Source organism: Desulfobulbus rhabdoformis (assembly GCF_016919065.1).
Taxonomy (GTDB): Bacteria; Desulfobacterota; Desulfobulbia; order Desulfobulbales; family Desulfobulbaceae; genus Desulfobulbus; species Desulfobulbus rhabdoformis.
Map to the genome: position 1 here is coordinate 1 of NZ_JAFFQA010000081.1, position 8,738 is coordinate 8,738.

Annotated in this window: 5 protein-coding genes and 3 pseudogenes; 1 reads left to right on the forward strand and 7 read right to left on the reverse strand. The window is 47.7% G+C overall.

From position 1 onward, the window contains the following. Window positions 1-180 precede the first annotated feature (180 nt). The 7 genes and pseudogenes from JWJ90_RS21890 to JWJ90_RS21915 form a co-directional block, all read right to left on the reverse strand. A complete protein-coding gene (locus tag JWJ90_RS21890) occupies window positions 181-882 on the reverse strand; it encodes a class I SAM-dependent methyltransferase (protein ID WP_205229351.1) in 702 nt (233 codons plus the stop codon). An 81-nt stretch (window positions 883-963) separates the two neighbouring features. Further along, on the reverse strand, window positions 964-3,339 hold the full coding sequence (locus JWJ90_RS21895) for an efflux RND transporter permease subunit (RefSeq protein ID WP_205229352.1): 2,376 nt from the start codon (window positions 3,337-3,339) through the stop codon (window positions 964-966). 31 nt (window positions 3,340-3,370) lie between these two features. Further along, the gene (locus JWJ90_RS21900; protein WP_205229353.1) at window positions 3,371-4,627 is read right to left on the reverse strand and encodes a DUF1302 family protein; all 1,257 of its coding nucleotides are present in this window, start codon (window positions 4,625-4,627) and stop codon (window positions 3,371-3,373) included. Between the two features lie 8 nt (window positions 4,628-4,635). Further along, window positions 4,636-5,430 (reverse strand): outer membrane lipoprotein-sorting protein, encoded by a 795-nt coding sequence (locus JWJ90_RS21905; protein ID WP_205229354.1) that lies wholly within the window; start codon window positions 5,428-5,430, stop codon window positions 4,636-4,638. A gap of 1,150 nt (window positions 5,431-6,580) precedes the next feature. Next, a pseudogene (locus tag JWJ90_RS21910) lies at window positions 6,581-6,751 on the reverse strand (IS66 family transposase); the annotation flags it as partial. Between the two features lie 308 nt (window positions 6,752-7,059). After that, window positions 7,060-7,179 (reverse strand): PEP-CTERM sorting domain-containing protein, encoded by a 120-nt coding sequence (locus JWJ90_RS23680; protein ID WP_338032359.1) that lies wholly within the window; start codon window positions 7,177-7,179, stop codon window positions 7,060-7,062. Then, window positions 7,168-7,671 (reverse strand): annotated as a pseudogene (locus tag JWJ90_RS21915) (collagen-binding domain-containing protein); the annotation flags it as partial. The gene JWJ90_RS23680 and the pseudogene JWJ90_RS21915, both read right to left, overlap by 12 nt. 89 nt (window positions 7,672-7,760) lie before the next feature. Between JWJ90_RS21915 and JWJ90_RS21920 the strand changes: the two are divergent. After that, window positions 7,761-8,552 (forward strand): annotated as a pseudogene (locus JWJ90_RS21920) (IS1595 family transposase); the annotation flags it as partial. Between the last annotated feature and the right edge of the window lie 186 nt (window positions 8,553-8,738).

An 8,738-nucleotide genomic window follows, 5' to 3' on the forward strand; every position in this document is an offset into this window, starting at 1 on the left:
TGATTGAAAATGTAATTCTTCAAGACATCCTTATGACCTTTTTCCTTTTCGATAGCTCTTCCCCTCCAGGGCAAGGAGCTCCGAGTTGTTGGCAAGTCGGCCGACAGCCGTCGTGGCGACAGGGGGGGCGTCTGTCTCTGTCAGTGAAACATTACGCCCTCCTGATCGAATCCCTGGGCTTCAAATTGCGCTTTGCCGTCCTTTATATGCCTGAAAATACAATATCCCGCCGTTCGCATCACATTGTTGAAAACAAAGCCCGGCTTGCTGACAGGCATTTTCAATATCGGGTACAGTCAGGGAATGGAGGCTATATTTCGCGGACATCTTTTCCCAGGTGACATCAAATTCCCGGTTGATCCCCATAGCGGGCGTGCTGCACATAAAAGCACCGTCATTGACGAGTACTCGTGCTATTTCCGTGATTGCCAGCTGATAGTTTGGAATCATATGCAGGGCTGTATCCATCATCACAAAATCAAAAGATTCATCATTAAAGATCAATTGTTCGGCATTGCCCTGGATAAATCGACAGGCGTTGAATGATTTTCTTTGCGCTTTTTTCACAGCTTGTTTCAACATGCCATAGGAGATATCAAGCCCGGTATAGTCATTGCTTTCATGAAAGTGGGCAATGGCTCCTCCGGTTCCACAGGCAACATCAAGAACCTTGGCCTGTTGCACCGGCGCAATCAGGTTGGCCAGAACCTCTCGGTGCTGCTGAGGATCTGCCTTGTGCACACGGGGCCGGGTAAAACGCTCCAGCATGAAATCGTAAATGATGGCAAATGCACCGAACTCTTTTCTCCGTCGTCTGGTTACGTCGGCCTCTTCATCGGTAAGTGCAGTAATGATACCGTTCTTATCAGGTATTGAAGGCATTGGTTCTTGCTCCAATGGATTTTTTTTGTTCTCGTAAAAAGACTTGAAAACGACGTTTTGCGATTCGTCATTTCCTGGTTTTTATGTTTCCAGATTTTGAGGTTTTTGACTATTTGCGAGGCTATCATTTTTGAATGGACGAAAACGATGCAATAATACAGGGGTAACAAAGTAATCTGCCACCAGTGCTGCCAAAATACCAGCCGGAACAAGAATACCCAGATTGATGTACATTTTGGTGAGTGAGCCCAGATACGCTGAAAAATTGAGAATCAATACCATTGAGGTGAGAAATAAAGCGACTCCCACTGTTTTGAAGACCCTGCGTGTGCTTTCCCTATAGCTTGCCGTACGATTGTATTCGAGCTGATAATGGTTGATGAAATGAATGGTGTCGTCCACTGCTAACCCCAGCAGCATGGGCATGATGGTGACCGTCATGATGTCCAGCGGGATACCGGCAAAACCCATAATACCGCCAACCACAAGGGCCGGTGAGATATTGGGGATCATGGCGATCAGCCCGATCTTGACGTTACCGAAGACTACAATCAGCAGGATACCGATCACGACAAGGGCTGTCAGGAAGGAGCGAAGCTGCCCCCAGGTCACATAATCCATCATGACCGTGAATTGGGAGATAGAGCCGATCAACATCACCTTGGCATCAGGGAAGAGTTGTTTACTCCGCTCCTGAATCAACTGTAATTCCCGCATCCCCTCAGCGGAATTGTAGTCCGTGACTTCCACCATGAGGCGCAGCCGCTGATAGTCGTAATCCACCCATTTTTCCGCTTCGATCCCACCGGCGTTTTCATAGAGGAGCAGGAGTTGGGCGATCATCTCACGATTTTCAGGGATGGAGTAAAAGGACGGATCACCACTGTGCAGAACCTGGTTCATATCCTTGATGATATCAAGCAGGGAAGTTACTTTTTTGGTCAGCGGCAGAGGCTTGATCTCCTCAACCAATTGTTCGAACTTTCGCAGATTCTCGGGATCCTTTGCCTCGCCGAAGTCGGCAAACTCAATAGCCACATCATAGGAGTACATCGACCCTACCGGCGTATTACCGATATAATCAAGACGGGCTACATAGGGAATTTTAAGTCCCATGGTTTCGATCACATCAAAAGACACCTCGAATTTGGTGATACCGACCAGGCAGGTAACCACTACCAGGAAAAATACGGTGAGGGTGGTTTTGGGCCATAAGAGAACGTGGCTCCCCAGCCTGTCCATCAACCGTTCGAGCAACCGTCCGCCTTTCTCGACATAGGTGACATGGGGTGGCCGGTTTTTACCAAAGCTCAATAGAGACGGGAGCAGTACAATAACCAGGACATAGGTTATAGCCACCAGGCATGCTGAAGATCCCCCCACCCAGCGAATAGGACGCAACGGAACCAGCATAAAAGAGAGCAGCGCGGCAATGGTGGTCAGGGCGCTGAACAAAAGCGGCCAGCCAGTCTCTTCCAAGGCGTGGACGAGCGCATTGTGACGCTGGCCTGTTTTCAAAAATTCACGTTTAAAAAAATTGAAAATATGTATTGAGTAACCTATGGATACCGCCATGCTCAGAAACACCGGCACAAAGATCATGGAAGGGTCAAAACTGATTCCTAAGAACCCCTGGAAACCGAAAACAATCACAACGCCGCTTATAGCAGTCATCAGGGGAAACACAACACCGGTGACACTTCGCAGAGAGAGCGCCAGAATAAGAATGGTGAGCAGTATTGAAAGCTTGAACAACTTCGGCGTTTCCTTGCCAAAGAACTTCCGTTTTTCAACATTAATCACCGGCATCCCGGTGGTTTTTGGGTTCAGAATTTGGTATTTTTCCTGACCGACAACCTCGCAAAAAGTATGTCCGACAGCCATATCCGGATTTATTTTTTTATTTTTTTCCCAGACATCGGGAATCGGCTTCATCCGCAGGGCAATCCAGGCATAACGACCATCTTCAGAGACTATTTTATTTTTCAAGGAAGGCTTGGACAGGGCCATTGCCTTTATCTTTGACAGTTCATCAGCTGAGGTGGGAACCGGATCGGGAACCAAGTCAATGATCTCCATTCCTTCCTCGGTACCGAAGGTGAATTCAAAGTCAGTGAGGGAAATGACATCCTCTGCAAAGGGAACTTTCTCGACAAGTTCCTCTCCCAACTGCCTGATTGCGGAAAGAATTTCAGGAGTAAAAACGTTGTCAGCCTCCACCAGAACAGCGCAGAAATCATCGTTGCCAAAGATTTCTTCAAAACGATCCTTGGCTGCAAGCATTGCATCATCTTCCAGGAACCATTTGTCCTGATCTACATCGGTTTTTATCTGCTTGACTCCCGCAATCGATACACCAACCAGCAGGGCAAAGAGGAGGATATTGAGCCATCTGAATCGTAGGATTATCTTGGCTGCCTTGCGGAAACGATCATTGATCTTTTCAATGTTTACCATGACATGCGTATTCCTTTTATTGGGAGGGGAATTAAAAACTGTATTTAACGTTCACCCAGACCTGACTGTTATCTTCATACACCCCGTACTGACCATCATCTCCGGAGAAGATATCTACCCCAGCTGAAAGATGGAGCCCGTCTCTCATCTCGTACTCCGCCTTTATGCGGTTAAAGATTTCGCCATCATCAACGCTCCAGTACAACATATTGGAAACTGTCAGGGTCTGGTGCAGGAGGTCCTTTGATACATTGAGGGTGACCATCGTTGCATGGGCCGGATCAGCCAGGCGATCGTCATGGTTGAGTATGCCATCACCGATCAGCTGTGCCGTCACACTCCAATCATCACCGGGAGTCCAGTCAACACCGCCAAGCCACTTGTAGCCGTCTTTCTGCTGCGGCTGGTGATATACAGACTCCGACTCGTAATAGCGTCCCTTGTAATAGGCTGCCTCAGCCCGGAAGACGAACTCAGACCAGGGGAGTGCACCTTCAAGACCAAAAACGGTTAACCGTTCGTGCCTGGGGGTTAACTCAACCAGGATATTATCTCCAACGCTGGTAACAGTGCGGTATCGGGTGGCAAAATCGTCCCAGGTATAAAAGACCGATGCAGCCAGGTCCAGGCCTGACAAATAGGAAGAAATCTTCAGAGCGAACTCACTCTCTGTGAAGAATGAATCAGGCTCGATTGTCGAATTCGTTAAGGTTGTCACACCGTCTGGAGAAGCGGATTGCAATGCCCACGGATTGTCGCCTGATGCCATAACAGCGGCCTTGAAAACCGGAATCCAGATCAATTCGGTATCAACCATATCACCCAGCCACCTGAATTTAACAGAGTCCACCGGCATGCGGATCTCGTCCAACTCCCGCGTAATGGACTCGGTATAATCCGGTGGCGAAATCATATCTGTTACCTGAACACCGTCAGCTTTTCCCCAGATGATAATCTGTCGGCCAACGCGCAAATCCCAGTTGTCAGCTACATGCTCCACCCAGGCTTCGTGGAGGTCCACGCCTGTCTCTGATGCAATTTCCCAGTTTTTTTCCGCATCGCCAGAAAAAAAACCGTAAAGCCAGTCCAGGTCTGCCGAGAGTTCCAGCCGCAGTTTTACTCGAGACATCAGGCTGTCATTGGGGGATTGTATACGCATCGACTGGATAGCTTCGGCCCAACCAGACAACTCCAATCGATCAAGCAACAGGTTCTCTTCCTCATTAGCCCAGCATGACGTCGTTGACATCCATCCAAAGAGCAACAGGATTGCAGTGAGGTATCGCATTGCGCATCTCAGCGAATCCTGCCGCGTTGGATAGTGGAGACCTTGAACATGCGGTTTTTTATGCCGGTATCATATTGCATGGAACTGGTCTCCATGATGGTTCTGTGCTCGCGGGAGACATTGTCCATCTCCGATTTGAATGTGGTCCAAAAGCCGTCCTGTCTTTTAAAGACCAGTGCCCGGTAAATCTTGAGCAGACCGTCTTTGTCGTAATATTCGGTCTTCAGGGAAAAATGCCCTTCCTGATCCACCCATATGATCTTGCGCGTGTACATATCTTGTTTATCCACTGGAATGGATTCGATTTTCCAGCAGTCACGCCCGTCAATTTTCTCCTTGCCGAGCAAGGTATGGGTGTCTTCATCCACATTACGATCCCCCATATCGTCATAGGTGAAGTCTGTACCCATGAAGTATTCATTCGTGGAAGAGCCGCTGATACGTCGTACTTTTTTCATGGCTGGCATATAGAGCCACTTGTCATCGTCTTTTACCGGGTTATCGTAATCCCAGGACAAAAAGGCTGTTCCCTTTACATCTGCAGGTTGCTCAAAGACCATGACCGACTTTGTATCTTTGCCGTAATCTTTGGAGTACTGTTCCACCTCCCTGATCCGTTGACGGCCACGTTTATTGATCAGGGTCATTTTCATAATTGAATGACGGTCATCACCATCGGGGCGCTCATCCGCAAGCACCATGATCTGCCGGCCATCTAATTCTTCTCCGGTGACCGTAAAAGAGAGGCAGCAAAGAGCAGCCATGGAGACAAACAACGTTCTGAGGCATAGTTTTTTGCGCATTGTTTTTAACCAGGTTTGAGGTCGTTGCCAGTTGAGGGAAAGACTCCTGAGAATCTTGAATAATTGCTTTTTCTGCCAATCTCCCGGAGTCTGACGCTTACCTTGTCATACTCAAAATTTTATCCTCGGAGGTAAGCGAAGACTCCGATATCACATATATGCCTGCGGTAAAATTTTGCGCAATCCTCGAAGTCTGCGCTTATCTGGCCTTGATTGAAAAATCGAATTATTCAAGACACCCTGTAAATTGTGTGGCACCCATTAAAAACAAAAAAGAAGAACACGGCTAACACCTGCGTCCAGAATATTGACACTGCAGTCCAAAGAAGTGGCTCCGGAAATTTAGACAAGCTGTTAAGTGGAATTTTTGCTGCCAGGAATGCTCAAAGATGAGCGCTGCATGAGTAGAGAATGGCAAAGGGAACACGGCGAAAACACAAAACACACAGCCACATTTAGAGCGCAAGTTGCTCTGGTAGCGATAGAAGTAGGGACTGCTCCGGAATGCAATCATATATGTATGGTGATTTGCAGGCTGCTACGTGGACAACCATAGTTTTCCTGTTGGCCACGTAGCGACTTGCGGCAAGCAAGGGGCAAAATTGAGATCGGCGACCTCCTCAATATGTTTGAGTCCGGCAGGTGGAATGGGGAAGGCTTGTTGGGGTGATAAGGGGGGAGCCCAAGGGACAGCAGGCTGGCGGAGCCCTCGTGGTAGTCTGAGGTAAGGAGAACCATGCTATATGGCTAAGGAGGGCAGTTTGAGAAGCTTGACGGCGGACTACTTGACCTTAGAGAGGTGAAGACCTTTGAAAATTAAGGAACTCATATTCCTCATATCAATGACGGATTTATCTTTCTGGGGCATCGGATTATCCGGGAACCGAGGGCCTCGGGGCACAGTGCGTGCTGTAACAACGATAGCTTTTGACAAGTTCAAGAACTTTGCATCCCCTTTGCGGGCGCCTCACCATCGCGTCAAGACACACATGCCCCCTCAATCACCAGAATACTCGGAGTGGAATCCTGAACTGTTCAAACGTCGGGCAGCAGGTTGACCACTACCTACTCTACCTGTGTTGTTGGTAAAACCTACCTTGCCTGTGTCTTTGCTTAGAATGCCTGTAGACGTCGTAATCCTCGAGTGTCACGGCTCGATACTATTGGCTTTGGCAGTTTCGATCAGGCTATAAAGCGCGGCTCTCGGCTCTGTCCCTTGCGGAGTTCCAGCAAAGAACCAGTTGTTCCTGCCGACGACAAAGGGATGAATGCTGTTTTCAGTCAGGTTGTTGTCTACTCTGAGAGCGCCATGCTTGATATAGCCTTTAACTTGATAATTGGAGGTTTATCGGGGGGGAATGAATTTTATTTGATTTGTTGCTTCGAGACGCACTTCAGTTGTGCTACAGCATATCGAATAACGAATGATTTCCTTGAGAAAACAAAAAAGACCGCCCACCTATATGGAGAGCGGTCGGGTGTATCCGATACTTATGGCAGATTGCTCTCGCTATACTTCATGCAGATGTGAGCATGGATAATCAGCAACCATATACGGCTACAAGCCTTTAAATCTCATAACTATAGGATGCTCCCTGAACAGCCTTAGAAAATTCCGGAATAGCGGTTTTATTTTCTACGTCGCCACGTAGCAGCTAGTCCCACAATCCCGGTTCCCAGAAGAAGCATGGTGGTTGGCTCGGGTACTGGTGAGGTTGGTATGGTACCGTTGAAGGGTTGCAGGTGAATCTCTCCTCTTTGATCAAGGGTCTTCACGTATATCCCGCCTTCAATGTTGTTGGAATTTGTGAGTGTCGCTTCAGGCGCCAAGATGCTGCCACCAAATTCATTTCGGACCGTTATATCGGTAGCATCGTAAAAATTCCACAAAACTGTTGAACCAAGAGTCCGGGCGGTTCCCCCTAGAAAGTTGGCCTCGATGTCAACGGTCGTGGCGTCACTATTAATGATGACTGTTGTGGCTCCATTGAGCTTGAATTCATATTCCTTTATTGTTGAAGTAAAGATGGAGCTGTCGGTAATAGTAAACACCGCTACGCCATTCGCATCGGCAACAGCATTGAAGGTTGCCTTGGTAAATCCAGAAACGGTGACGCTACTTCCTGTACTGGCAAGGGCTGTGAGTTGGTCGGATAGATTGTTCAAAACATTTTCGAAATCCGTTGACGTAGCAGCATTTACCGCCGGACTTGTTTTCAGGTTAGAGTTTACTCCGCCGTTGAAATTATTATATGGCTCTGAATAATTCTCAGTAAATGCTTATATTAGTTGCAAGATCAAAAGGTTAATCAAAAACTGGAGGTCTTGTCATGAAAATGCCGCAAATGTCTCTTTTGGAATGGCAGAACAAATTTGGATCCGAAGATGCATGTATCGATGCCCTGATCAAAACAAGGTGGCCCGATGGCTTCGTTTGCCCTGAATGTTCGAGTAGAGAATACAGTTTCATAACATCAAGAAATTCCTACCAGTGTAGCCACTGTCATCATCAAACCAGCGTCACATCGGGAACGATTTTTCATTCAACCAACCTGCCCTTGGCAAAATGGTTCTGGGCGATATACCTGGCTGCTGCCGATAAAGGCGGAATTTCGGCCCTCCGGCTGAGTAAGCATATTGATGTCTCGTGGATAACCGCCCACCGTATGTTGAGAAAAATCCGTATGGTTATGGCCCATCGTGACAGCATCTATCGTCTTCAAAATTTGATCGAATGTGATGACGCACTTGTTGGCGGAAAAAAGGCCGGCAAACGTGGTCGAGGCGCTGCTGGAAAGAAACCTATCCTTGTTGCGGTGGAAAGACGGGAACAACATGCTGGCTTTCTCGCCGCTGAGGCAGTTGATGAGATAACCAAACTCAGTGTTCGGGATTTTCTTAATCGCCATATAAAACCGGGACAGGAAATTCGAACCGATGCCTTTCCAGCTTTGAATGCCATCGCCGAAAGTCATACTCATGACAAAAGAGTGACTCCACCGGAGGATGCGGCTCACTGGTTGCCACTGGTACATATTGTGATCGGTAATTTGAAAACTTTCCTGAATGGAACTTTTCATGGAGTCAGCGGTCAATATCTTCAAGAGTACGTTAGCGAATTCTGGAGTTATGCTCGAAAGTGGTGTTTGAGGGGACTCTAAAAGAAAAATGACGTATCCTATTGGAAACAGTTCGCCAAAACTCACTTCCAACAAAAAAGGATACGTCATGAGTGAAGGTAAAATCATTTCCCTGAAAAAGCGAGAAGAGATTTCTGAGGATCCGTTAACCGAATTGCTTCGCACCGG

Coding starts and splice junctions, on each gene's coding strand:
- JWJ90_RS21895 (WP_205229352.1), bottom strand. CDS start 3,339: ATGGTAAACATTGAAAAGATCAATGATCGTTTCCGCAAGGCAGCCAAG.
- JWJ90_RS21890 (WP_205229351.1), bottom strand. CDS start 882: ATGCCTTCAATACCTGATAAGAACGGTATCATTACTGCACTTACCGAT.
- JWJ90_RS21900 (WP_205229353.1), bottom strand. CDS start 4,627: ATGCGATACCTCACTGCAATCCTGTTGCTCTTTGGATGGATGTCAACG.
- JWJ90_RS21905 (WP_205229354.1), bottom strand. CDS start 5,430: ATGCGCAAAAAACTATGCCTCAGAACGTTGTTTGTCTCCATGGCTGCT.